We start from the raw sequence: 22,134 nt of genomic DNA on the forward strand, positions 1-22,134 counted from the left end.
TGCCGTTCGACTTGCATGTGTAAGGCATGCCGCCAGCGTTCAATCTGAGCCAGGATCAAACTCTTCAGTTTAATCTCTGTTACTTTGCCGTTTTACCGGCACCGTCATTGCTGACGGGTCGCTCACTTCAAAAACAACTGACAGGCCACTTCTTGCGAAGCGTCCTATTTCATTTATTTCTTCGTGAACATTTGATATTTTAAGTTTGACAGCAATCCGAAGATCGCTGCTGCACTGACATCAAATGCCCACACTTATCGACTGTTAATTGTTAAAGAACTGTATTCGGTACTGCTTATTTACTGCTTTCGCGCTATCGACAAAGCGTTGTGTTTGTCAGCTGCGAAGAAGGAAGAGTATGAAGCGTTTCGGCCATTTCGTCAACCTTCTTTTTTATTACCCAGTCCCGGAAGACTGTCCCTTTTGTGCCGCAAACTGGTGCGCCTCATCGGGGAGGCGAATCATATCAAAGACCGTCGAAGTTTGGCAAGCGCTTTTCCAGGAAAGCGTGCATACCCTCTTTTTGTGCAGGCGTACCGAAGGCCGCCTGGAACAAACGGCGCTCGTAGGCAACGCCATCGGTCAAAGTCGTTTCAAACGCGCGGTTGACGCAATCCTTGATCATCATGGCCACCGAGGTCGGCATGGCGGCGATGGTCCTGGCAGCAGCCAGGGTTTCTTCCAGCAGCTTATCAGCCGGCACCACGCGCGACACCAGACCGATGCGTTCCGCTTCCGCTGCGTCGATGGTGCGCGCCGTCAGCAGCAGGTCCATGGCCTTGGCCTTGCCGATGGCGCGCGGCAAGCGCTGCGTACCGCCCGCACCCGGCGTAACGCCGACCTTGATTTCCGGCTGGCCGAATTTGGCGCTGTCGGCAGCGATCAGGAAATCGCACATCATGGCCAATTCGCAGCCGCCGCCCAGTGCGTAGCCAGCTATGGCGCCCACCACGGGTTTGCGCACGTGCAAGATATGCTCCCAATTACGGCTGATGTAGCCCTGGGTAAATGTGTCCGGGTAGGTGTAGTCGGCCATGGCGGCGATGTCGGCGCCGGCGGCAAACGCTTTTTCGCTGCCCGTGAGCACGATGCAGCCGATATTGTCGTCGGCGTCGAACTTCAGCAAGGCGTCGCCCAGCTCATTCATCATGTTGTCATTCAAGGCGTTGAGCGCCTTCGGGCGGTTCAGGCGGATGACCGCCACTTTGTCCTGGATTTCGATGATCAGGTCTTCGTATTGCATATAGTCTCCTCTGGATGAACACGGTAGCGACGATTGTAGCGGCTAACGGCAGCGGCGCGACAGGTGCACTGCTATTATTGTGAGCCTGATCATTTTCATATCGAGCAAGCTATTTTCTCTTCATTCTTCCAGCATTGCGCCCGCTACCTGCGCGGTGACGGCAGCGCCGCCAGCGCCAATTTTCGCCGCTTGTGGTTCAGCAACGGCCTCAATTGCTTCGGCGCCCAGATCACCGCGCTGGCCCTGCCCCTGTGCGCCGTGCTGCTGCTGCATGCGACGCCGGAACAGATGGGCGTCCTGGTCGCCCTGCAGGCGCTGCCGTTCGCCCTGTTCGGCTTGCCCGTCGGCGTGCTGCTGGACCGGCGCAGCAAACACCCGATCATGCTGTTCAGCGAAAGCATGTCGGGCCTGGCCCTGGCCAGCGTGGCCGTGGCCTATTGGTGCGGCGTGCTGTCCATGCCCTGGTTATATATAGTGGGATTCATTATCGGCACGGGCTTCGTCGTCGGCGGCGGCGCCGAACAGGTTTTTCTGACCTTCCTGGTGGGACGAGATGGCTTGATCGATGCGCAATCGAAATTTGCGGCCACCGAATCGGCCTCGCGCCTGATCGGCCCCGGCCTGGCTGGCGTGCTGGTACAAGTATTGTCGGCACCGGTCGCCATCCTGTGCACGGCCTGCGGCTACCTGATTTCCGTCTCCAATTTGCGCGCCATGAGCGTGCGCGACCCGCGCCCCGCGCCGTCCGACAAACACGCCCTGCGCGACATCGCCGATGGCTTGCTGTTTGTCTGGCGTGAACCGCTGCTGCGCGCGCTGGCGTGGGGCGCCGGTATCTGGCATTTCCTGTTTTACGCCAGCATGGCCTTGACGGTGCTGTTTGCCACGCGCGACCTGGGCATGAGCCCCGGCGTACTGGGCATGACGCAGATGCTCGGTGGCGCCGGCGTCTTGCTCAGCGCCTTCATCGTCAAGCCGCTGACGCACCGCTATGGCGCTGGCCGCACCATCCTGATAGGGCTGGCGTCGACTTCCGTGTGCTTTGCCCTGACGCCCACCATCCCCGCCGCCCTGTTCGGCAGCGCAGCCGCCAGCGCCGTGGCCTATGCCGTGCTGATGTTCTTTTTCGATTGCGGCGTGATGCTGTTCTTTATTCCCTACTTGGGCTTGCGCCAGAAAGTCACGCCCGACCCCATGCTGGGCCGCATGACCTCGACCATGCGCTTCCTGACGGTGGCGACAGCACCGCTGGGCGCGCTGGCGGCCGGCTGGATCGCGGAGCACTTTGGCGTGCGCAACGGCCTGGCCTGTATCGCGGCCGGCAGCATCCTGTTGACGGTGGCCATGGTGTGGGGCACGCCGCTGCGTAGCGTGCGCACCTGAAGCAATGAACGGGCATACACTGCTGAAAGATTGCCTTGGCGACACTATTCATGCCAAAGCTTGCGAGGTTTGATTTACATCAAGGTTTTAATTGATGTAAATCCATAAGCTGTCTTACATCACTTGAGGAGCACGCTATGTTTAACACCATCCTATTTCCCACCGACGGTTCGCCGCTGTCCGACAAAGCGGCCGAGACCGCCCTCGCCTTCGCCCAATTAAACAAGGCCAAGCTGGTCGCCATCAGCGTGGTGCAACCATTCCCGTTCTCGCCGATGGCCGATGGCGGCATCGTGCTCGACGCCGGCTTGTACGAACAACAGATGCAGGAAGCCTCGCAGCGCGCCATCGACAAGATCGGCGAAGCGGCGCGTGCCGTCGGCGTCCCCTTCGAAGGCGTGGTGGCCGTCTCGCCCAGCCCGCACGAGGAAATCGTCAATGCGGCGCAAACCTACCATTGCGACATCATCCTGATGGCCTCGCATGGCCGCAAGGGCTTGAACAAGCTGTTCGTGGGCAGCGAAACGCAAAAAGTGCTGGCGCATACCCATCTGCCAGTGATGGTCCTGCGCTAGCACCTGAGCCAAGCTGCTGCGCGTCGCAGGACGCACCCCACGCCGCGCGCTGCGGTCTTGCCAGGCGTGATTCAGCAAGGGCCGACCCTGCCCCCCGGCGGCGGCGTCTAGCGCGCCGGCGCCTGCTTCGGCAACAACACCCACACGGCGCCGCTCTGCTTCATGCGGCCCGCATTCTCCGCCGCTTCCGCACCGAAACCAAAGAAGTAATCGACCCGGATGGGCCCGCGAATGGCGCCGCCTGTATCCTGCGCCATCACCAGGCGCTGCATGGGGATATCGCTGTTGGCTTGCGTGGTGGCCAGGAACACGGGCGCGCCCAGCGGCACGAAGCGCGAATCGATGGCTACCGAACGCTGCGGCGTCAACGGCACGCCCAGCGCCCCCTTCGGCCCCACCTTGGGATCGGGCAAGCGCTCTTCCTTGAAGAACACATAGCTGGGATTGGCGTTGAACAACTCATCCTTGCGCGTGGGATGGCCGGCGATCCACGCCTTGATCCCCTGCGCAGACGCCTGGCTCAGGGTCAGCTCGCCCTTGTCGACCAGGTAGCGGCCGATCGACTTGTACGGGTGGCCATTCTGGTCCGCGTACGCCACGCGCACGGTTTCCTGCGTATCGGTCAGTTGCACGCGCCCGGAACCCTGCACCTGCAGGAAGAACGCCTCCACTTCGTCATCCACCCACAGCAATTCCTTGCCCGTCACGGACGTGGCGCGCTCGATATCGGCGCGCGTGGCATACGGCACCACCTTCTTACCCACCAGCTTGCCCCGCAAGCGCATGTTCTTGAGTTCCGGATACACGCCGGCCAGGTCGATGGAAACGAGATCATCGGGCACCTTGTACAGTGGCGTCTGGTATGGCCCGCCGCGCTTGCGCGCGCCGTGCAGCAATGGCTCGTAATAACCGGTCACCAACCCAGTATTGGCGCCATCGGCAGCCACCACTTGATTTGGCACAAAGAAGGTCTCGAAAAACAGGCGGATGGCCTTGTCGCTGTCGGCATTCACCTGGCGCGCGATGGTGCACGATTCCTTCCAGTCAGGACGCTTGACCAGCACGCCGCACGAGGCCATGAAGGCGGGCCAGGCAGCGCGCATGTCATCGCGGGCCCAGCCAGGCAAGGCGGCAAACTTGGCGGGCACGAAGGTGGGGGCGGCCGCATCCGTGGCGTCCTTGGCCTCCTTGGCATCGGCCGGCTTGGCTGGCACGGGCTTGACGACGGTCGGGGCAATCGGGGGCGCCTTGTCGCCGGCAGCGCCGGGCGCTGCCGGTGGCGTGGTACAGGCAGAAAGAGCAAGCGCGACGGCACTGGCTGAAACGAGTAGACTACCGCGTGTCAATAAACGACGGTTCAATAATAGGCTGCGGGTAAATAACATAGGGGTGCGTATGTGGATCTTGATGATAGAAGCGCTGGTGGCGTTCTTCTTGCTGGCATTTATAGTCTGGTGGACCATGTATTCGGGCAAGAAGCCCGCGCCACCGGCGCGCAAACAGCTCAGCGAAGAACAGGACAGCGCCGAAAAACTGAAATAAGGGGCGCAAGGCCCCCGCTTCCTCAATGCAGGGTGCGCGGCACCGACAGCACGAACTCGGGAATCGGCGCTTCGAACTGATGGCCATCTTCGGCCACGCAAAAGTATTCGCCGTGCATCGAACCTTGCGGCGTGCCCAGCATGGTGCCGCTCGTGTATTCGAACTGTTCGCCCGGCTGCAGCAGCGGCTGGTGGCCGACGGCGCCCAGGCCGCGCACCTCTTCCACCTTGTTGTTCGCATCCGTGATGACCCAGTGGCGCGAAATGAGCTGCGCGCCAGCCGTGCCCGTGTTGACGACGCGGATCGTGTAGCTGAACACGTGCCGTCCCTGGTCCGGTGCCGATTGCTCGGGCAGATATTGCGTCTTGACCGTTACCGTAAATTCATAAGTCGCCATCGTCATTCCTATTCAGACATTGCCAGTCGTGTGTGTGTCGCGCGCGCCGCATGGGCCATCGCGCGCCGCGTATTCGGTGTTTCACTATGCTTCAATAAGGCATGGTAACGGCGTCAAGCGTAAAATAGCGCATCTTCGCATTTTCTACTCTGAGCCTTTAGCCACCATGACAACATTCCGTATCGCTCCCAGCATCCTGTCCGCCGACTTTGCCCGCCTGGGCGAGGAAGTGCGCAACGTCGTCACTGCCGGCGCCGACATCATCCACTTCGACGTGATGGATAACCATTATGTGCCGAACCTGACCATCGGCCCGCTGGTGTGCGAAGCGATCCGTCCGCACGTGCAAGTGCCCATCGACGTGCATCTGATGGTCAAGCCTGTCGATCGCATTATCCCGGATTTCGCCAAGGCTGGCGCGAACATCATCACCTTCCACCCGGAAGCGTCGGATCACGTCGACCGTTCGCTGCAGCTGATCCGCGACAATGGCTGCAAATCGGGCCTGGTTTTCAACCCGGGCACGCCGCTGCACTACCTGGAACACGTGATGGACAAGATCGACATCATCCTGATCATGTCGGTCAACCCGGGCTTCGGCGGCCAGTCCTTCATTCCGCAAGCGCTGAAGAAAATCGCCGAAGCGCGCCGCATGATCGACGAGTCGGGCCGTGACATCATGCTGGAAGTCGATGGCGGCATCAAGATCGACAACATCGCCGCCGCCGCCGCTGCCGGCGCCGACACCTTTGTCGCCGGCTCGGCCATCTTCGGCAAGCCGGACTACAAGGCCGTCATCGACGCCATGCGCGCCGAATTGGCCAAAACGGTGGGCAACTGATGCAGGCGGGCACGGTAAAGCAACACGTGCTGGCCGGCGTGCGCGCCGCCATCATCGACCTCGATGGCACGATGCTCGACACCGTGCCCGATTTCCACGTCGCCATCAACGGCATGCGCGCCGAGTTCGGCCTGGCGCCCATCAGCGCCGAGGCCATCAAGCTGATGGTGGGCAAGGGTTCGGAAAACCTGATCCGCACCGTGCTGGCCCTCGACTTCGACGCGGCCGGCGTGGAACAGTGCTTCGAGCAGGCGATGGACGCCTACCAGCGCCACTACCTGGCCATCAACGGCCAGTTCAGCACCCTGTACCCGGACGTGGAAGCGGGGCTGGCGGCAATGCAGGCGGCGGGCCTGCGCCTGGCCTGCGTCACCAACAAGCCGATCGCCTTCGCCCTGCCCCTGCTGAAACAGAAAAAACTGGACGGCTATTTCGAGATCGTCTACGGCGGCGATTCGCTGCCGCAGAAAAAACCGCACCCCATGCCGCTGCTGCAAGTGTGTGCGGACTTCGACCTGGCGCCTGCCAAAGTGGTGGCCATCGGCGACTCCTCGAATGACGCGCAAGCGGCCCGGGCTGCGGCTTGCCCCGTATTGACGGTACCGTATGGCTACAATCACGGACACTGTATACACGATACCGATTCCGATGGTATAGTAAATACGCTGCTCGAAGCGGCCCAATTTATTAGCATGCAAAACTAACCGGCATACTGACCAAACCCACCACCATATCGTGAACACGTTTCTCATCAAAAAACACAATGTCACCCAAACCGGCTCGATTGAGGCCTGGCTTTGGCGACGCTGGCAATCCTGGCAGGCTTAAGGGCCGAGCCGTTACGATTGCTGCCGGTTGCACACGCGTAGTTTGCGCATGTTGCGTGCCCCGGCAAGTTTTTTGATAACCCACCGCAGGGTTTGTGCACTATGCGCACACGCACCCTGACGGCATGGAGAGAAACATGACCGAACTCGAATTCAAATCGCTGGCCCAGCAAGGCTACAACCGCATCCCCCTGATCGCCGAAGCATTCGCCGACCTGGAAACCCCGCTCACGCTGTACCTGAAACTGGCGCAGTCCCAGCAAGGCGGCAAGAACACCTTCCTGCTCGAATCCGTCGTCGGCGGCGAGCGTTTCGGCCGCTATTCCTTCATCGGCTTGCCCGCCAAGACCGTGCTGCGCAGCTATGGCAAACGCACGGAAATCGTCAAGAACGGCGCCGTGATCGAAGAACACGAAGGCAATCCGCTCGACTTCATCGAGCAGTACCAGTCGCGCTTCAAAGTAGCCCTGCGCCCCGGCATGCCCCGTTTCTGCGGCGGCCTGGCCGGCTACTTCGGCTACGACACCGTGCGCCACATCGAGAAAAAACTCGCCGGCGGCGCGCCGAAGGATGATCTGAACCTGCCCGACATCCAGCTGATGGTGACGGAAGAACTGGCCGTCATCGACAACCTGTCCGGCAAGCTGTACCTGATCGTCTACGCCGACACCACGCAGCCCGAGTCGTTTTCGAAATCGCAGCAGCGCCTGAAGGACTTGCGCATGATGCTGCGCCGCGGCGTCGATGCGCCCGTCACCAGCGCTTCCGTGCGCACGGAAACCATCCGCGATTTTTCCAAGGAAGACTACCTGAAGGCGGTTGCCAAGGCGCATGAATACGTGATGGCCGGCGACCTGATGCAGGTACAGATCGGCCAGCGCATCCGCAAACCTTACGTCGATTCGCCGCTGACACTGTACCGTGCTTTGCGCTCGCTCAACCCGTCGCCGTATATGTACTTCTATAATTTCGGCGACATGCAGATCATCGGCGCTTCCCCCGAGATTTTGGTGCGCAACGAAACGACGGCAGGCGGCGGCAAGAAAGTCACCTTGCGTCCGATTGCCGGCACCCGTCCGCGCGGCGCCACGCCAGAGCGCGACGCGGAGCTGTCGGCCGAGCTGCTGGCCGATCCGAAAGAGATCGCCGAACACGTGATGCTGATCGACCTGGCGCGCAACGACATCGGCCGCATCGCCGAAACGGGCAGCGTGCAGGTCACCGACCGCATGGTCATCGAGAAATACTCGCACGTGCAGCACATCGTCTCGAACGTGGAAGGCAGCCTGAAGGAAGGCTTGTCGAACCTGGACGTGCTGCGCGCGACCTTTCCTGCCGGCACCCTGACGGGCGCGCCGAAAGTGCGGGCCATGGAAGTGATCGACGAACTGGAAATCACCAAGCGCGGCATCTACGGCGGCGCCTGCGGCTACCTGTCGTTTGGCGGCGAAATGGATGTGGCGATCGCCATCCGCACGGGCGTGGTCAAGGACGGCATGCTGTACGTGCAGGCCGCGGCCGGCATCGTCGCCGACTCGATCCCCGAAATGGAATGGCAGGAAACCGAAAACAAGGCGCGCGCCGTGCTGCGCGCCGCCGAACAAGTGCAAGATGGCCTGGATGGAGGATTCTAAGATGCTGCTGATGATCGACAACTACGACTCCTTCACCTACAACATCGTGCAGTATTTCGGTGAACTGGGCGAAGACGTGCGGGTCTACCGCAACGATGAAATCACGATCGCGCAGATCGAGGCCCTGAACCCGGACCGCATCTGCATCTCGCCCGGCCCGAAAGCGCCGGCGCAGGCGGGCATTTCCGTGGAAGTGCTCAGGCACTTCGCCGGCAAGAAGCCGATATTGGGCGTGTGCCTGGGCCACCAGGCCATCGGCGAAGCGTTTGGCGGCAACGTCATCCGCGCCAAGCAAGTCATGCATGGCAAGACTTCCCTCATCGCGCATACGGGCGTGGGCGTGTTCAAAGGCTTGAGCAGCCCCTTCACAGTGATCCGCTACCACTCTTTGGCGATCGAACGCGCCTCGCTGCCTTCCTGCCTGGAAGTGACAGCGTGGACGGACGACGGCGAAATCATGGGCGTGCGCCACCGGGAATACGATATCGAGGGCGTGCAGTTCCACCCCGAATCGATCCTCTCGGAGCACGGCCACGCCCTGCTGAAGAACTTTCTCGAGCGCTGATTCCATGCGCACGCCACGGCGTGCCGTCAGTATCCTCCTGCGCCATCATTGAAGAAGGAAGCATCATGCCGATCACCCCACAAGAAGCCCTGCTGCGCTGTATCGAACACCGCGAAATCTTTCACGACGAAATGCTGTACCTGTTCCGCCAGATCATGTCCGGCGAAATGTCGCCCACCATGATCGCCGCCCTCACCATGGGCTTGCGCGTGAAAAAGGAAACCATCGGCGAAATCGCCGCCGCCGCGCAAGTGATGCGCGAGTTTTCCACCAAGGTGCCCATGGCCGACACCACCAACCTGCTCGACATCGTCGGCACGGGCGGCGACGGCGCGCACACGTTCAATATTTCCACCGCCTCCATGTTCGTGGCGGCGGCAGCCGGCGCGCGCGTGGCCAAGCATGGCGGGCGCAGCGTGTCGTCCTCGTCCGGCAGCGCCGACGTGCTCGACTCCCTGGGCGTCAACATCAACCTGCAGCCCGAGCAGATCGCCCAGTCGATCGCGCAGACGGGCATCGGCTTCATGTACGCGCCCAACCACCACGCGGCCATGAAGCATGCGGCGCCCGTGCGCCGCGAACTGGGCGTGCGCACGATTTTCAATATCCTGGGCCCGCTGACGAATCCGGCCGGCGCGCCGAACATTCTGATGGGCGTATTCCACGCCGACCTGGTCGGCATCCAGGTGCGCGTGCTGCAGCGCCTGGGCGCGCAGCATGCGATCGTCGTGTATGGCCGCGACAATATGGATGAAGTGTCGCTGGGCGCGGCCACCATGGTCGGTGAACTGGTCAACGGCGAGATCCGCGAGTATGAAATCCATCCGGAAGATTTCGGCTTGCAGATGATCGCCAGCCGTAACCTGAAAGTGGCCGATTCCGTGGAATCGAAAGCCAAGATGATGGAAGCGCTGCGCGGCGAACCCGGTGCGGCCAGCGACATCGTTGCCCTGAACGCGGGCACGGCGCTGTATGCGGCCGGCGTGGCCAACTCGATCGAAGACGGCCTGGCGCGCGCGCGCGCGGCCGTCAGCTCGGGCGCCGCGCTGGCGAAACTCGAACAGTTCGTGCAGGTGACGCAACAGCTGGGCACCCCGGCGCAAGCGCAAGCTCCCCGCCCTCCTTTATAGAATAGCGACCATCATGTCCGACATACTCGATAAAATCCTGGCCGTGAAGGCCGATGAAGTGGCCAAGGCCAAGGCCCGCCGCAGCCTGGCCAGCCTGCGCGGCGACGTGGAAAGCGACGGCGCCCTGCGCGCCGGCCTGCGCGGTTTCGAAGCGAGCCTGCGCCAGCACATCGCCGCCGGCAAGCCCGGCATCATCGCCGAAGTAAAAAAGGCGTCGCCGTCGAAAGGCGTGATCCGCGCCGACTTCCGCCCTGCCGACATCGCCGCCAGCTATGCCGCACATGGCGCGGCCTGCCTGTCCGTGCTGACGGACGAGCAGTTCTTCCAGGGCTCCGTGGCATATTTGCAGCAGGCGCGCGCCGCCTGCGCCATTCCCGTGCTGCGCAAGGACTTCATGGTCGACATGTACCAGATCTATGAAGCGCGGGCCATGGGCGCCGACTGCATCCTGCTGATCGTCGCGGCGCTCGACCATGGCCTGATGGCGGAGATGGAAGCGTGCGCCCACGAACTGGGCATGGGCGTGCTGATCGAAAGCCACGATGGCGAAGAGCTGACGGCGGCACTCCAGCTCAAGAGTGCGCTGATCGGCATCAACAACCGCAACCTGCGCACCTTCGAGACCTCGCTCGACACCACCATCAATCTCCTGCCGCGCATCCCGCAAGACAAATTGATCATCACGGAATCGGGCATCCACAGCACGGCCGACGTGCAACGCATGCGCGACGCGCACATCCACAGCTTCCTGGTGGGCGAAGCGTTCATGCGCGCGCCGGACCCCGGCGTGGAACTGGAACGCCTGTTCAGCTAAACCGTGGTAGGCTGGCAGCCATGAGATACGCGATCACCGTCCTTGCTGCCACCGTCCTGCTGTCGGCTTGCCAGCACGCGCCTCCGCCCGCGGCGCCGGCGCCCCCGCGCACGCCGGCGGCGATACAGCTGGCCGCCAGCATCGACGCCTACAAGTCGCTGGTGGCGCAGCAGATCATGGCGGCCAACGGCGCCTACACGTTCAGCGGGAGCCTGCCGCCCATGCTGCCGGCCATCGTCGTGCTCGATCTGAGCGTAGGCCCCGACGGCGAGCTGAAAAGCGTGCATGTGCACCGCTCACGCGACAGCGAAGCATCGGCCGCGGCGCTGGCCGCCGTGCGGCGCGTGCCCACCCGCTTCCCGCCGGCCGCACACCTGATGCATAGCCGCGCCCGGACTTTCGATTTTTCCGAAACCTTCCTGTTCAACGAACAGTATCGGTTCCAGCTGCGGACCTTGTCCGGTCCACAGTAAACGCGGCGGCATCGAATTCGATGCGGTCGCGGCCCCGCTCCTTGGCCAGGTACAGGGCCGCATCGGCGCGCGACAGCAATTCTTCCAATCCCTCCATCACCGATGCCTGGCAAGCCACGCCTATGCTGACCGTACACGCTGGCAGGCCCGCATGATTGGGTTCGTGCAGCAGGGCGCGGATGCGTTCGGCCACGCCCAGCGCATTCTGCGCCGGCATGTCCGGCATCAGCACGACGAACTCCTCGCCGCCGAAACGCGCCACGCAGTCCGATTCGCGCAGGGCGCCGCCAATGACGGTGGCCACATGCGCCAGCACCTGGTCGCCCACCGCGTGACCGTGGCGGTCATTGATCAATTTGAAGTAATCGAGGTCGATGCTGAGCAGTGTCAGCGGCAAGCGATGGCGGCGCAGATTGTCTATCTCGCGCGCATACGCGTCGCCGAAGCCGCGCCGGTTCAGCACCTGCGTCAAGGGATCGTGGGTCGAGCGGCGCTCCAGTATCTGCTGCAGGCGCCGCGTCGCCACCGTCATGAAGCCCACCGTCAACAGCAGCGCCATGAAATTGGCGACAGCCAGGTAGATGCCGGCCGGCGTGCCGGCCACCGTCAGGTCCACGCTGGCGCCGCCATGCAGCAAGGCAGACACGCCACGCGCCAGCACCACGACAGCTTGCAGCAGCATCAGCGCGCCAAAGAACAAGCTGGAAAAGTGGCGCTCGCCGTAGCGCCACACCAGCTGTACCTGGCGCGCATAAAACAGGAAGACCAGCAGCGAAAAGACCGCCACGCGCACCGAGAAATCGGGATGCACCAGCAGCCACCAGCCGCTGCCGGCAATGGCCAGGGCAAGTATCAACAGATAGGCGCGGTGGCTGGGCGCCAGGCCATAGAATTTCTCCGTGCCCAGCATCGACAGGCCGATGCCGGCCACCAGCGCCGCATTGGCCGCCAGCATGGACAATGCCGGTGGCAGCACCTCGCGGGTACCGAACAGCAGCGACGCGCACACCAGCAACAGCAAACCGGCCGCCCAATGTCCCAGGCCATGCACCTCGCGCCGGAAACTGCGATAGACCGAGAACATGACGATGCTCATCGCCCCGCACATCAGGGTCGTCATCAGCATAATCGTTCGAGGATCGAGGGTTTGCACGTCGGACGCTATCTAAAAGAAGCAAAAAAAAGCAATTCGGCAATTTTAGTTTAGTTAAAGAAAAATTAGTTCATTTGCGGTAAATATGATGGCGCCGCGCCGGCACCAGCCGCTTAGTTGCATCTGAGAAATTGCACCGTACAATAAAAAACCGGCCAGTGACGGCCGGTTCTTGCTCTTAACGCATGAGCAGCAGCATCATGCGGCGCTCGGACGCTTCGGCCCCGTGGCTTTCCTTGGCGCCGGCAGCAGGCTCAAGCTGACGCCGGGCACGCGGTCGCCCTGCAATACGGCCGCAAACGTCAACAGCTCATCGCGGCGGAACGCGTGCACCGCCACCTTGGCGCCCACCGCATAGCGGCCCAGCAAGGTGTCCAGGTTGGCCGGGTTGCCCGTCACGCGCAAGCCATCGATGGCCACCAGCACGTCGCCCGCCGACAGGCCGGCCAGGTGCGCCGCGCCGCCCTGGTGCACCTGCGCCAGCTTGGCATCGTTGCCGTCGCGGCCCAGGTTGACGTCCAGGCTGGTTTTTTGTCCCTTGCGGGCATCGCTGTATTTCACGCCGAACGGCGCCAGCAGGCGTGCCAGCGGCACGTCGTCCGTGCCGCGGATGTAGCGCTCGAAGAAAGGCTTCATGCGCGTGCCGGAAATCTCATCGAACAGGGCTTCGACTTCGGCCGGCGTCACGCCGCGCGCTTTGCCCTTGTAGAAATCGCGGCCATAGCGCTGCCACAGCGCCTGCATCACATCGTCCAGCGATTTCTCGCCATTCGTCTTCATGCGGATCGTCAAGTCGAAGGCCAGCGCGATCAGCGAACCCTTGGTGTAGTAGCTGACGATGGCGTTCGGCGCGTTTTCATCCTGGCGGTAGTACTTGCCCCAGGCGTCGAAGCTGGAATCGGCCACGCTCTGCTTGGTGCGGCCGCTGCCGCGCAAGACGCTGTTGACGGTCTTGCCCAGCAGCTTGAAGTAGGCGTCCTCGTCGATCAGGCCCGCGCGCACCAGCATCAGGTCGTCGTAGTAGCTGGTGAAGCCCTCGAACAGCCACAGCAGCGGCGAGTAGCTTTCCGCCTGCAGGTTGTACGGCGCGAATGCGGCCGGCTTGATGCGCTTGACGTTCCAGGTATGGAAGTACTCGTGGCTGCACAGGCCCAGGAATTTCAGGTAGCCGTCGCCGATTTCCGTGCTGGTCGACGCCGTCGTCGGCAGGTCGGCGCGCGCGCAGATCAGAGCCGTCGAGGCGCGGTGTTCCAGGCCGCCGTAGCCGTCGCCGACGGCCATGGTCATGAACACATAGCGGTCCATCGGCGCTTTTTTTGTCTTCGGCTCGAAGAAGGCGATCTGCGTTTCGCAGATAGCTTTCAGGTCGCGGCACAAGCGGTCCAGGTCCAGGTTCGGCACCTTGCCCGTGACGACGATATCGTGCGGCACGCCATGCGCAGTGAAAGTGGCCAGCGCGAAGTCGCCCATTTCCACCGGGTGGTCGATCAGCTCATCGTAGTTGGCCGCCTGGTAGCTGCCGAAGCCGTAGCGCTTCGCTTTCAGTTCCGGCAAGGTGGTGGCGACTCTCCAGGTCTTGCAGGCCGCATCCTTCGGCTGCACGATGTGCACTTCGTGCGCATCGGATTCCTGGCCCAGCACGCGCAGGAACACGCTGGTGCCGTTGAAGAAGCCGTGATTCTGGTCCAGGTGCGCGGCGCGCACGGACAAATCCCAGGCGTAGACGTCGTATTCGACCGTCAAGGCGCCGGTGCACGGGGTGGCTTGCCACGAATGCTTGTCCAGCTTGGTCAGCGCCACGGCCTTGCCTTCGGATTCGGCGCGGATGCTGACGATGTTGCGCGAGAATTCGCGGATCATGTAACTGCCCGGGATCCAGGCCGGCAAGGACAAGACCTGGCCGATGGCGGCCGGCGCCTTGACCGTCAGGGTGACCTTGAACATGTGGCCCGCCAGGTCCGCGGCGGCGATGCTGTAGATGATGCCGGCGGCCGGTGCGGTTTTCACTGCGGTTTTCGCCGCGGCTTTGCTCGTGGCTTTGCCGCTCGCCTTGGCGATGATTTTTTTAGTCGGTGCTTTCTTCATGTTTTCCTCGTGTCTGGCCTGTCTTCCCGGGAGCGCCACTGCCCCGCCTTACAAATCGTCAGGTGTATCAATATCGCGCAAGATGCCGCTGTCGTCCACTGTCACGTCGCATACGGCATGGCTGTTGACGATGCTGCGCGCGCCCTGGTCGCCATCGAGCGCCAGCAGCAGCGGCAAGTGAAAGGAGCTGAACGCGACCGGATTGCCGCGCCGGCCCTGGAACACGGGCACGGCGATGCGCGCGCCATCGCCGATGGCTTGCGACAAGGCGGCGATTGTAGCCGCTTCCACCCAAGGCATGTCGCCCAGCGCGATCAGCCAGCCCGGCGCGCCGCGCACGTAATCGATGGCGCAGGTGAGCGAGGCAGCCATGCCCGTGTCGGCATCATGGCAGACGCGTACTTCGCAGCCCAGCGCGCCGAGCACGCGCGCCACCTGCGTGTCGTCGGCGCGCACCACGGCCAGCACGCGCGGCAAGGCGGCCAGCATGTGCGTGGCGGCCGCCGCCGCCACCGGCAAGCCCGCGTGCGGGCCTTCCGTCAACGGCTGCAATAATTTGTTCTGCACGCCGGAAGGGTCGAACCTGCGTCCCCTTCCGGCTGCCAGCAAGATGCCGACCGTGCTCAAAAGACCGCTGCCGTCATGCAGCCGCCAGGTCGAACGGCAGCTTGCGCAGGCGCTTGCCCGTCAGCGCGAACAGCGCGTTGGCAAACGCGGGCGCCAATGGCGGCACGCCCGGCTCGCCCATGCCCGTCGGCGCATCGCCCGAGGGCACCAGGTGCACCTCGATCACCGGCATGTCGGGCATGCGCGGCACGGGATAGTCGCCGAAGTTCTGCTGCTCCACCACGCCATCCTTGAGCGTGATGGCGGCGCCGGGAATCGTCATGCCCAGCGCCATCAGCGCGGCGCCCTGCACTTGCGCCTCGATCGTCAGCGGGTTGACGGCCAGGTTGCAATGCACGCCCGCCCACACCTGGTGCAGCTTGGGCGCGCCTTGCACCACCGAAGCCGTCACCACGTAGGCGACCACGGAATTGAACGATTCATGCATGGCCACGCCCCAGGCCTGCCCTTTCGGCAGCTTCTTCCTGCCATAGCCGGACTTGGCCACGGCCAGGTCCAGCGCGGCGATGTGGCGCGTGTGCTTGGCGTCGATCAGCTGCTTGCGGTAGGCGACGGGGTCCATCTTCGCCACGTGCGCCGCTTCGTCGATCAGGGTTTCCATGACAAAGGCCGTATGCGTCGAGCCGACGGAACGCCACCACAGCACCGGCACGTTCGCCTTGGCCGTGTGCACGGACAGCTTCATCGGCAAGGTGTACGGTTCGCCCATGCCTTCGACCATGGTGCCGTCGACGCCATTTTTCACCATGAAGGCTTCGAACGGCGTGCCGGCCATGATGGACTGGCCCACGATGGTATGGTCCCAGGCGAGGATCTTCCCTTTGGCGTCCAGGCCGATCTGCGCAAGGTGCACATGCGACGGCCGGTAGTAGCCGCCCTTGATGTCGTCCTCGCGGCTCCACATCAGCTTTAATGGGCCGCTCTTGCCCGCCGCCCGCCAGGCCTTGGCGACGTTGACGGCTTCGACCACGTAGTCGGACGAGGGCACGGCGCGCCGGCCGAAGCCGCCGCCCGCCATCATCGTGTGCAGGGTCACCTGCTCGGGTTTCAGGCCGGACGTGGCAGCGATGGCCGCCTGGTCGCCCGTCTGGAATTGCGAACCGACCCACATCGTGCATTTGTCGGCCTGCAGGTCGACCACGCAATTGAGCGGCTCCATCGGCGCATGCGCCAGGTAAGGAAATTCGTAGACGGCTTCGATTTTCTTCGGCGCCCGGGACAATCCCGAGACATCGAATGCGCGCGCCACCGTGCCCGGCGTTTTGGCCAGCGCCTTGAAGGCGGCCAGCTGCTTGTCGCTGCTGACCTTTTCCACGGCGCTGCTGTCCCACTCGATCACCAGCGCGTCGCGTCCCTGCTTCGCGGGCCAGTAGCCGTCGGCGATGACGGCCACGCCGCTGCCGCCACGGTCGGTCTTCACTTCCAGCACCTCGAGTACGCCCTTGACGGCTTTCGCCTTGCTGGCGTCGAACTTCGCCACCTTCGCGCCAAACACGGGCGGGCGCGCCACCATGGCCACTTTCGCGCCAGGCGGCTTGAAGTCGATGCCGAACTGCTGCTTGCCGGTGGACTTGGCTGCCGCGTCCAGGCGTTTCACGGGCTTGCCGATGAGGGCAAAGTCGCGCGGGTCCTTCAGCTTGACGGTGGCGGGGACCGGCTGGCGCATGGCCGCATCGGCAAATTCGCCATACGTCGCCTTCTGTCCGCCGGGGCCATACAGCACGCCCTTGGCGGCGCGCACCTGTTCGGGACTGACTTTCCACTGCGCGGCGGCGGCGCCCACCAGCATGGCGCGCGCCTTGGCGCCGATTTCGCGGTACTGCGCAAACGAATGGGCGATGCTGCCCGAACCGCCCGTCATCTGCATGCCGTAGGCAGCATCCTTGTACTGTTCGCCGGCCGGCGCCAGCGCGCCGTGCACCATGCTCCAGTCGGCGTCGAGCTCCTCGGCGATCAGCATGGGCAGGCTCGTTTGCACGCCCTGGCCGAATTCCAGCCGGTTCACCTGCACCGTCACCGTGTTATCGGGGGCGATGTGCAAGAAGGCGTTTGGCGCATACACGGGCTTGGCGGGGGCGCTATCGGCTGCCATGGCCAGCTTGCCGGCGCCCGGCAGGAAAAAGCCCAGCATCAGGCCGCCGCCGGCCACCGCGCCCGCCTTCATGAAACCGCGCCGCGAGACGCCGTCGGCCACGCCCGGCGAAGCCGATGCCAGCGCCGCGCCCAGGGTCACCCCGCCATGCTGCAATGCTTCCTGATTCAACCATTCGATACGCATGTCGCTCTCCTCAGGCCAGGGTCTTGGCCGCGTCCTTGATGGCGGCGCGGATCCGTTGATAGGTGCCGCAGCGGCAGATATTGCCGCTCATGGCGCCGTCGATGTCGGCATCGCTGGGCGCCTTGTTGGTGCGCAGCAGCGCCGTGGCGCTCATCACCTGGCCGCTTTGACAGTAGCCGCATTGCGGCACGTCGTGCTGCACCCACGCCGCCTGCACGGCCTTGCCCACCTGGTCGTTTTCCATCGCTTCGATGGTGGTGATCTTTTGCGCGCCGACGGAGGAAATCGGCGTGATGCACGAGCGGATGGCCTGGCCGTCGAGGTGCACCGTGCAGGCGCCGCACAGGGCCATGCCGCAGCCGAATTTGGTGCCCGTCATGTTCAGGTTATCGCGCAGCGCCCACAGGATGGGCGTGGAAGGATCGGCATCGACCTGCGTGTCGCGTCCGTTGATATTCAGGGTAATCATCTGCTGCTTCTCCTTTTTGGAATTGTTATGGCGTCTACAAACAACACTTGATGATACGACAGCGGAAAAAAGTGCAAAAAAAAGCGCGCCTTGCGAGGGCGCGCCGTCCAGCCTTCCTGGCGACTGCCCGGATTACTTAATGGTCGAGAATTTCTGTTCCAGCGTTTTCGCATCGACTGCGCCCGGAATGCGGCTGCCGTCGGCAAAGAAGATGGCTGGCGTGCCCGACACGCGCAGCTGCTGGCCCAGGGCCAGGATTTTTTCATGCGGGTTGGCGCAATTGGCGGCCACCGTCGCCGGCGCCTTGCCGTTCAACATCCAGTCGTCCCAGGCCTTGTTGCGGTCCGGCGCGCACCACACATTGCGCGACTTGACGATGGAGTCCGGCGACAGGATGTTGTACATGAAGGTGTAGACGGTGACGTTGTCGATTTCCTTCAGCGCATTCTGGCGGAAACGCTTGCAGTAGCCGCAGTTCGGATCTTCGAACACGGCGATCACGCGCTTGCCATTGCCCTTGACGGATTTCATGGCCGAATCGAGCGGCAGGTCGGAGAACTTGATGCGATTGACTTCGTCCAGGCGCACCTTGGTCAGGTCCTGCGACGTCTTGGCGTCGAAGACGTGGCCGACGAACAGGTATTGCGCGGTTTTGTCCGTGTACAGGATGTCGCCACCCGTGCGCACTTCGTACAGGCCGCCGTACGGGGTTTCCTTGACCGAATCGACCTTGGCGCCTTCGCCCAGGCGCGGCTCGATCAGCTTCTTGATGCCCGCTTCCGTCGGCGTTTCTGCGCCGGCGCACGACATCATCAGGCCCGAGGCCAGTACCAATGCGACTCTGCTCATTTTTATCACTATCACTTCTCCACTTGAAACGCCTGGCGGAACTGGCATCTGACCCGGCGCCGTTACCTATTTGACAAAACGATCGCCGCAGACCAGCTGCGGCGACCTTGAATTTTCACTGCTGCCATTATCCGGCGATATCTTAAGATTCACTGATATCTACTGATTTCCCAGTGCGTGCGAAATCATTTTCCGCTTCAGGGCCGGTAATTTATCCAGCAAGTTTAATCCCAAATTGCGAACCACGCGCAACGGCTCCAGATCGGCGCCGAACAAACGCGCCAGGCCATCGGTGGCCAGCTGCATCAGCAGCACGTCTTCCTTGCGCGCGCGCGCATAGCGGGCCAGCACGCGCTCGTCGCCGATGCCGCGGTGCGCCTCGCGCCCGGCGATGGTCTTGACCAGCTGCGCCACGTCGGCAAAACCCAGGTTCATGCCGTGTCCCGCCATCGGGTGCACCACGTGGGCGGCGTCGCCCACCAGGGCCACGCGCGGCGCCACCATGGCGTGCGGGCGCATCAAGGTCAGCGGAAACGCGCGCACCAGTTCCGGCTGCAATGGCGTCAGCTTGCCCAGCTTGTCGTGGCAGTAGGCGGCCAGGCGCGCGGCCAGGGCGTCGGCCGGTTCGGCCATCAAGGTGTCGGCCAGCGCATCGGGCGCCGACCAGACCAGCGAAACGCGCTCGCCCGGCAGCGGCAGCAGCGCGACGATGCCTTCGCTGCCCGTGAACCACTGGTGGGCCGCGCCATGGTGCGGCCTTTCGCAGGCGAAGTTGCTGACCACGCCGCGCTGGCCGTAGGAGCGGTAATCGAGGCCGATGTCGCACTGGCCCCGCACCCACGACTGGGCGCCGTCCGCGCCCACTACCAATGCGCAAGTGATGGTGTCGCCGCCATCGAGATGCACGATGGCCGAGTCGTTCGTCCATTCGAGGCGGCTGGCGCGGCCCTGCACCACGTTGACGTTCGGCGCAAATTTCAGGGCGGCGTCCAGCGCCTGGCCCAGGTTGCGGTCTTCGACGATCCACGCCAGGGTGCCCACATGGGCGCCATAGGCGTCGAAACCAAGCCCGCCCGCCTGCGCGCCGTCGCCGTTGACCAGCATGGCGTCGACGGGCGCCACCCTGTCGGCTTCCAGGGCGCCCCATACCTTCAGCGACGACAGCAGCTGGTGCGCCGTGTGATTGAGCGCGTACACGCGCACATCCCAGCTGGGCTCGACCGGCTTGCTGGCGGATGCGGGCGGACTCACCGGGGATAACAGGGTGACGCTTTGTCCTGCCTGGGCAAACGCCAGCGCCGTGGTTTTCGCGATGGCGCCATTGCCGACGATGCAAACGTCGCTGTGGCTATGCATGAAGCGCCGCATGGTGGGGGAAGAGGGACTGTTCATGGGGCCATTATAGCGTTTGCCCCACCTGTTTCAGATAGTCCGGAAGTACAGGACGCATGCCCCAGATCAAGCGGCGCCATGAAATACGGGCAGCACGTGGTCCGCGATCTCCTGCATCGTCTCGGCCAGCGGGCGGCGGTTCTGCCGCAGCTGCAGGCCGATGTGCTGCACGCCGGCGTCGCGCATGGCCGTCAGCTCGGCGATCAGGCCGTCGCGCCCCGTGCGTGCGCCAAAGCGGAAGCGCTGCAGCGGCAGACTCGGGTCATCGTCCAGGTCCAGGTGGATGAAGCTGACGTAGGGTTTGTCTTCCCCGGCGACGGCGCGCCATTGCGCCGCACGCCGCGCATGGTCGTCCGGCGTGCCCGGATAGGCGAGCCAGCCATCCATCTGCGCGGCGATCCACGCGGGCGACTGCTGCGCCAGCCCCGCCACCAGCAAGGGCAAGGGCGCGGCCGGCTTGGGCAGCAGGCGGACGCCGGACGGCAGGCGCGTCTCGCCCCAGTCGCGCAGCATGGCCACCTGCTCGCGGAAGGCGGCGCCGCGCTGGTCGAAATCGCGGCCGAACACGGGATACTCGACGGGCCGGTCGCCGCTGGCCACGCCCAGCAGCAGACGCCCGCCGCTCAGCTGGTCGACGCTGGCTGCCGCCTTCAGGGTCAAGACGGGCTCGCGCAGGGGCAGCACCACGGCGGCCGTGCCCAGCAAGATGTTCTCCGTGATGCCGGCCAGGTAACCGAGATAGGTAAATACCTCGAAGACCTGGGCCGCGTCGCCGAACGACGGATCATACAAAGGCACGTCGCGCAGCCACAGCGCCCGAAAGCCCAGGCGGTCGGCCAGTTTTGCCAGTTCCGCATGCTGACGCAGATCCGGTTCGCCCGGCACGCGGACCGATGCCGCATTCGCCTGGCGCCCCGTGGACGTCCAGTCATTATCGAGCGGCAGCTCCAGGCCGATGCTGAAACCGCCCTGTCCAAGCTTGGTCATGGCGCCCATATCAGTCCCACTGCGGCGCCAGGCCGTCCGGGTTGGCCAGGCGCTCGCCCCGCTCCAGCGTGGCCATCTGCGCCATCTCGTCCGGCGACAGGATGATGCGCTGGAAATGCAGGTTCGCTTCCAGGTTGGCGCGTTTGGTCGACGAGGGAATCACGGCAAAGCCCTGCTGCAGCGACCAGCTGAGCGCCACTTGCGCGGGCGTCACGCCGTGCCTGGCGGCGATGGCCGCGATGACAGGATTGGCAACCACCTTGCCATACGCGAGCGGCATGTAGGCCGTGATGTGGATGCCCTGGCTGCGTGCGAAATCGATCACCTTGCGGTTCTGCAGGAAGGGGTGGATCTCGACCTGCTGCGTGGCGATTTCAGACGCCCCCACCGTATCGATCGCTTGCTGCAGCTGCGCGTTGGTGAAATTCGACACGCCGATGGCCCTGGTCAGCCCCTGCGCCTTGGCCTCCGCCAGCGCCGCCATGTATTCGGCGACGGGAATGGCGTCCTGCGGCGACGGCCAGTGAATCAGGGTCAGGTCCAGTTGTTCCAGCTGCAGCTTGTGCAGGCTGTCTTTCAGGCTGGGAATCAGTTTGTCGCGCTGCAGGCTCTCGATCCAGATCTTGGTGGTGACGAACAGTGCATCGCGCGGGACGGGGCTGGCGGCGATCGCCTGGCCCACCTCGGCTTCATTGCCGTAGATTTGCGCCGTGTCGATATGGCGGTAGCCCACGTCCAGGCCCGTGGTGACGGAGTCGATGACGACCTGACCCTGCAGGCGGAAGGTGCCCAGGCCGATTTCAGGGATGGCGGTATGTTGGGTAGTGGTATTCATGCGGTGAGTCCTCTCAAGTCAGTAACGATGGCCAC

General features: G+C 63.5%; 21 protein-coding genes, 1 rRNA gene and 1 pseudogene. 10 read left to right on the plus strand and 13 right to left on the minus strand.

Annotated elements, in window-relative coordinates; genetic code table 11:
* Positions 1 to 71, minus strand: a 16S ribosomal RNA gene (locus GCN74_RS12280); the annotation flags it as partial.
* A 395-nt stretch (positions 72 to 466) separates the two neighbouring features.
* Positions 467 to 1,243 carry an enoyl-CoA hydratase gene (locus GCN74_RS12285; protein WP_152256952.1) on the minus strand — a complete coding sequence of 259 codons (777 nt, stop codon included), beginning with the start codon at positions 1,241 to 1,243 and terminating at the stop codon, positions 467 to 469.
* 63 nt (positions 1,244 to 1,306) lie between these two features.
* Between GCN74_RS12285 and GCN74_RS12290 the strand changes: the two genes are divergently transcribed.
* Both GCN74_RS12290 and GCN74_RS12295 read left to right on the plus strand, forming a co-directional pair.
* Positions 1,307 to 2,626 (plus strand): MFS transporter, encoded by a 1,320-nt coding sequence (locus tag GCN74_RS12290; RefSeq protein ID WP_226939006.1) that lies wholly within the window; start codon positions 1,307 to 1,309, stop codon positions 2,624 to 2,626.
* 137 nt (positions 2,627 to 2,763) lie between these two features.
* Entirely contained in the window at positions 2,764 to 3,201 is a 438-nt protein-coding gene (locus GCN74_RS12295) for a universal stress protein (RefSeq protein WP_152256953.1), read from the plus strand.
* A 107-nt stretch (positions 3,202 to 3,308) separates the two neighbouring features.
* Here the strand turns inward: GCN74_RS12295 and GCN74_RS12300 are convergent, their stop codons facing one another.
* Positions 3,309 to 4,586, minus strand: coding sequence for a murein transglycosylase A (locus GCN74_RS12300; RefSeq protein WP_413541539.1), 1,278 nt, complete (start codon positions 4,584 to 4,586; stop codon positions 3,309 to 3,311).
* Positions 4,587 to 4,608: 22 nt separating this feature from the next.
* Here GCN74_RS12300 and GCN74_RS29540 point away from each other — a divergent pair, with 22 nt between their 5' ends.
* Positions 4,609 to 4,743, plus strand: a complete 135-nt coding sequence (locus GCN74_RS29540) for a hypothetical protein (RefSeq protein ID WP_264372886.1) — start codon at positions 4,609 to 4,611, stop codon at positions 4,741 to 4,743.
* 22 nt (positions 4,744 to 4,765) lie between these two features.
* Here GCN74_RS29540 and apaG read toward each other — a convergent pair whose 3' ends face one another.
* Entirely contained in the window at positions 4,766 to 5,140 is a 375-nt protein-coding gene (gene apaG, locus GCN74_RS12305; RefSeq protein ID WP_034753698.1) for a Co2+/Mg2+ efflux protein ApaG, read from the minus strand.
* Positions 5,141 to 5,306: 166 nt separating this feature from the next.
* On the opposite strand from apaG, the gene rpe reads away from it, so the two are divergent.
* The 7 genes and pseudogenes from rpe to GCN74_RS12340 all read left to right on the plus strand — a co-directional run bounded on the left by rpe (position 5,307) and on the right by GCN74_RS12340 (position 11,424).
* Positions 5,307 to 5,981, plus strand: a complete 675-nt coding sequence (gene rpe, locus GCN74_RS12310; RefSeq protein WP_077399332.1) for a ribulose-phosphate 3-epimerase — start codon at positions 5,307 to 5,309, stop codon at positions 5,979 to 5,981.
* On the plus strand, positions 5,981 to 6,685 hold the full coding sequence (locus tag GCN74_RS12315) for a phosphoglycolate phosphatase (protein WP_152256954.1): 705 nt from the start codon (positions 5,981 to 5,983) through the stop codon (positions 6,683 to 6,685). Before rpe ends, GCN74_RS12315 begins: the two co-directional genes overlap by 1 nt.
* Before the next feature lie 260 nt (positions 6,686 to 6,945).
* Positions 6,946 to 8,346: pseudogene (gene trpE, locus GCN74_RS12320) on the plus strand (anthranilate synthase component I); the annotation flags it as partial.
* Positions 8,347 to 8,443: 97 nt separating this feature from the next.
* The gene (locus tag GCN74_RS12325) at positions 8,444 to 9,007 is read left to right on the plus strand and encodes an aminodeoxychorismate/anthranilate synthase component II (RefSeq protein ID WP_152256956.1); all 564 of its coding nucleotides are present in this window, start codon (positions 8,444 to 8,446) and stop codon (positions 9,005 to 9,007) included.
* A gap of 65 nt (positions 9,008 to 9,072) precedes the next feature.
* Positions 9,073 to 10,137 (plus strand): anthranilate phosphoribosyltransferase, encoded by a 1,065-nt coding sequence (gene trpD, locus GCN74_RS12330; RefSeq protein ID WP_152256957.1) that lies wholly within the window; start codon positions 9,073 to 9,075, stop codon positions 10,135 to 10,137.
* A gap of 13 nt (positions 10,138 to 10,150) precedes the next feature.
* Positions 10,151 to 10,951: an indole-3-glycerol phosphate synthase TrpC gene (trpC, locus tag GCN74_RS12335; protein WP_152256958.1), complete on the plus strand. Its 801-nt coding sequence runs from the start codon at positions 10,151 to 10,153 to the stop codon at positions 10,949 to 10,951.
* Between the two features lie 20 nt (positions 10,952 to 10,971).
* Positions 10,972 to 11,424 (plus strand): energy transducer TonB, encoded by a 453-nt coding sequence (locus tag GCN74_RS12340; RefSeq protein WP_152256959.1) that lies wholly within the window; start codon positions 10,972 to 10,974, stop codon positions 11,422 to 11,424.
* Here the strand turns inward: GCN74_RS12340 and GCN74_RS12345 are convergent.
* From GCN74_RS12345 to dkgB, 9 genes are all read right to left on the minus strand, one after another.
* The gene (locus tag GCN74_RS12345; protein WP_226939008.1) at positions 11,375 to 12,544 is read right to left on the minus strand and encodes a GGDEF domain-containing protein; all 1,170 of its coding nucleotides are present in this window, start codon (positions 12,542 to 12,544) and stop codon (positions 11,375 to 11,377) included. The genes GCN74_RS12340 and GCN74_RS12345 overlap by 50 nt on opposite strands.
* 231 nt (positions 12,545 to 12,775) lie before the next feature.
* Positions 12,776 to 14,662: a M61 family metallopeptidase gene (locus GCN74_RS12350; RefSeq protein ID WP_226939009.1), complete on the minus strand. Its 1,887-nt coding sequence runs from the start codon at positions 14,660 to 14,662 to the stop codon at positions 12,776 to 12,778.
* 48 nt (positions 14,663 to 14,710) lie between these two features.
* A complete protein-coding gene (locus GCN74_RS12355) occupies positions 14,711 to 15,289 on the minus strand; it encodes an NTP transferase domain-containing protein (RefSeq protein WP_152256961.1) in 579 nt (192 codons plus the stop codon).
* Positions 15,290 to 15,302: 13 nt separating this feature from the next.
* Complete coding sequence (locus tag GCN74_RS12360) at positions 15,303 to 17,567, minus strand: xanthine dehydrogenase family protein molybdopterin-binding subunit (RefSeq protein WP_152256962.1); 2,265 nt, start codon at positions 17,565 to 17,567, stop codon at positions 15,303 to 15,305.
* A gap of 10 nt (positions 17,568 to 17,577) precedes the next feature.
* Complete coding sequence (locus GCN74_RS12365) at positions 17,578 to 18,036, minus strand: (2Fe-2S)-binding protein (protein ID WP_077399302.1); 459 nt, start codon at positions 18,034 to 18,036, stop codon at positions 17,578 to 17,580.
* Between the two features lie 132 nt (positions 18,037 to 18,168).
* Positions 18,169 to 18,885, minus strand: a complete 717-nt coding sequence (locus tag GCN74_RS12370) for a DsbC family protein (protein WP_193317057.1) — start codon at positions 18,883 to 18,885, stop codon at positions 18,169 to 18,171.
* Between the two features lie 159 nt (positions 18,886 to 19,044).
* Positions 19,045 to 20,277: an FAD-dependent monooxygenase gene (locus GCN74_RS12375; RefSeq protein WP_193317058.1), complete on the minus strand. Its 1,233-nt coding sequence runs from the start codon at positions 20,275 to 20,277 to the stop codon at positions 19,045 to 19,047.
* Positions 20,278 to 20,343: 66 nt separating this feature from the next.
* Positions 20,344 to 21,273, minus strand: a complete 930-nt coding sequence (locus tag GCN74_RS12380; RefSeq protein ID WP_152256964.1) for an LLM class oxidoreductase — start codon at positions 21,271 to 21,273, stop codon at positions 20,344 to 20,346.
* 1 nt (position 21,274) lies between these two features.
* A complete protein-coding gene (dkgB, locus tag GCN74_RS12385) occupies positions 21,275 to 22,099 on the minus strand; it encodes a 2,5-didehydrogluconate reductase DkgB (protein ID WP_152256965.1) in 825 nt (274 codons plus the stop codon).
* Between the last annotated feature and the right edge of the window lie 35 nt (positions 22,100 to 22,134).

It is taken from the genome of Janthinobacterium sp. FT14W (assembly GCF_009208755.1).
In the GTDB taxonomy this organism is placed as follows: Bacteria; Pseudomonadota; Gammaproteobacteria; order Burkholderiales; family Burkholderiaceae_D; genus Janthinobacterium; species Janthinobacterium violaceinigrum.

What these genes read in the sequence shown, in the direction of transcription:
- trpD (WP_152256957.1), top strand. Translation starts at nt 9,073, where the DNA reads ATGCCGATCACCCCACAAGAAGCCCTGCTGCGCTGTATCGAACACCGC.
- GCN74_RS12325 (WP_152256956.1), top strand. Translation starts at nt 8,444, where the DNA reads ATGCTGCTGATGATCGACAACTACGACTCCTTCACCTACAACATCGTG.
- GCN74_RS12380 (WP_152256964.1), bottom strand. Translation starts at nt 21,273, where the DNA reads ATGGGCGCCATGACCAAGCTTGGACAGGGCGGTTTCAGCATCGGCCTG.
- GCN74_RS12360 (WP_152256962.1), bottom strand. Translation starts at nt 17,567, where the DNA reads ATGCGTATCGAATGGTTGAATCAGGAAGCATTGCAGCATGGCGGGGTG.
- GCN74_RS29540 (WP_264372886.1), top strand. Translation starts at nt 4,609, where the DNA reads ATGATAGAAGCGCTGGTGGCGTTCTTCTTGCTGGCATTTATAGTCTGG.
- GCN74_RS12300 (WP_413541539.1), bottom strand. Translation starts at nt 4,586, where the DNA reads ATGTTATTTACCCGCAGCCTATTATTGAACCGTCGTTTATTGACACGC.
- GCN74_RS12340 (WP_152256959.1), top strand. Translation starts at nt 10,972, where the DNA reads ATGAGATACGCGATCACCGTCCTTGCTGCCACCGTCCTGCTGTCGGCT.
- GCN74_RS12370 (WP_193317057.1), bottom strand. Translation starts at nt 18,885, where the DNA reads ATGAGCAGAGTCGCATTGGTACTGGCCTCGGGCCTGATGATGTCGTGC.
- GCN74_RS12375 (WP_193317058.1), bottom strand. Translation starts at nt 20,277, where the DNA reads ATGAACAGTCCCTCTTCCCCCACCATGCGGCGCTTCATGCATAGCCAC.
- GCN74_RS12285 (WP_152256952.1), bottom strand. Translation starts at nt 1,243, where the DNA reads ATGCAATACGAAGACCTGATCATCGAAATCCAGGACAAAGTGGCGGTC.
- apaG (WP_034753698.1), bottom strand. Translation starts at nt 5,140, where the DNA reads ATGGCGACTTATGAATTTACGGTAACGGTCAAGACGCAATATCTGCCC.
- GCN74_RS12365 (WP_077399302.1), bottom strand. Translation starts at nt 18,036, where the DNA reads ATGATTACCCTGAATATCAACGGACGCGACACGCAGGTCGATGCCGAT.
- rpe (WP_077399332.1), top strand. Translation starts at nt 5,307, where the DNA reads ATGACAACATTCCGTATCGCTCCCAGCATCCTGTCCGCCGACTTTGCC.
- trpC (WP_152256958.1), top strand. Translation starts at nt 10,151, where the DNA reads ATGTCCGACATACTCGATAAAATCCTGGCCGTGAAGGCCGATGAAGTG.
- GCN74_RS12295 (WP_152256953.1), top strand. Translation starts at nt 2,764, where the DNA reads ATGTTTAACACCATCCTATTTCCCACCGACGGTTCGCCGCTGTCCGAC.
- dkgB (WP_152256965.1), bottom strand. Translation starts at nt 22,099, where the DNA reads ATGAATACCACTACCCAACATACCGCCATCCCTGAAATCGGCCTGGGC.
- GCN74_RS12345 (WP_226939008.1), bottom strand. Translation starts at nt 12,544, where the DNA reads ATGACGACCCTGATGTGCGGGGCGATGAGCATCGTCATGTTCTCGGTC.
- GCN74_RS12315 (WP_152256954.1), top strand. Translation starts at nt 5,981, where the DNA reads ATGCAGGCGGGCACGGTAAAGCAACACGTGCTGGCCGGCGTGCGCGCC.
- GCN74_RS12350 (WP_226939009.1), bottom strand. Translation starts at nt 14,662, where the DNA reads ATGAAGAAAGCACCGACTAAAAAAATCATCGCCAAGGCGAGCGGCAAA.